This window comes from Lysobacter korlensis, from assembly GCF_042434515.1.
The window spans coordinates 1-646 of the sequence record NZ_JBHLTG010000056.1; the positions used below are offsets into that span (position 1 = coordinate 1).

Genomic DNA, 646 nt, shown 5'->3' on the forward strand with positions numbered 1-646 from the left:
CCTAACACCTGAGTTAAGCCGCGCCGCGAAGCGGCGTCGGCTTGGACGAATTGTTAGGCGTCATCGAGCCTGTTTAGCACACGGTGAAGCACAGAGAGCTGCGCCTCGGTCAGCTCGCATGCCTTACTGCTCAGCGACCGCTTCTTTTCCGCCCGGTCAATGAGGTCGGTTACAAAGTGCCGAATATCCCGGAACTGCTTGGCTTGACGATAAGCATCCGAACGCTCCTCCCGCAAGCGGCGCTCGAAGAAGATGGCCATTTGACGCAGCTCTTCTATAGAGTACGGAACGTGACGAGAGAAGACGTTGTCCCCGCGGACAACCGTTTCCTCATCATCCATCTCACCCAGCACGCGAAGCTCTTGCGCTTCAATTTCGAGGTCGACGACGAAGTCCTCTCGAAACCGAGCGAGAAGTGTGATCGCGGTCTCCGGATCTTCAGCTCCTTCGACCGTGACTTCCAGCACCGGGGCGTCCTGCTCATGTAAGAACACGTCCGGGCGGAAACGGAACTGAACGTTGCCGCCAAGAATCTGCGAGTGCGAGAGAGTGAGCCAAGTCATGGGTAGCGAAAGAGTCCGGTATGACGCCTAACACCTGAGTTAAGCCGCGCCGCGAAGCGGCGTCGGCTTGGACGAATTGTTAG

At 57.6% G+C, this 646-nt stretch carries 1 protein-coding gene; it reads right to left on the minus strand.

The window, feature by feature from the left end; translation table 11 throughout:
* Window positions 1–53: 53 nt before the first annotated feature.
* Window positions 54–563 (minus strand): hypothetical protein, encoded by a 510-nt coding sequence (locus ACFFGH_RS34415; RefSeq protein WP_386677479.1) that lies wholly within the window; start codon window positions 561–563, stop codon window positions 54–56.
* Window positions 564–646: the final 83 nt, after the last annotated feature.

Bases quoted from the DNA above. Each gene is read 5' to 3' on its own strand.
- ACFFGH_RS34415 (WP_386677479.1), bottom strand. From the start codon at position 563: ATGACTTGGCTCACTCTCTCGCACTCGCAGATTCTTGGCGGCAACGTT.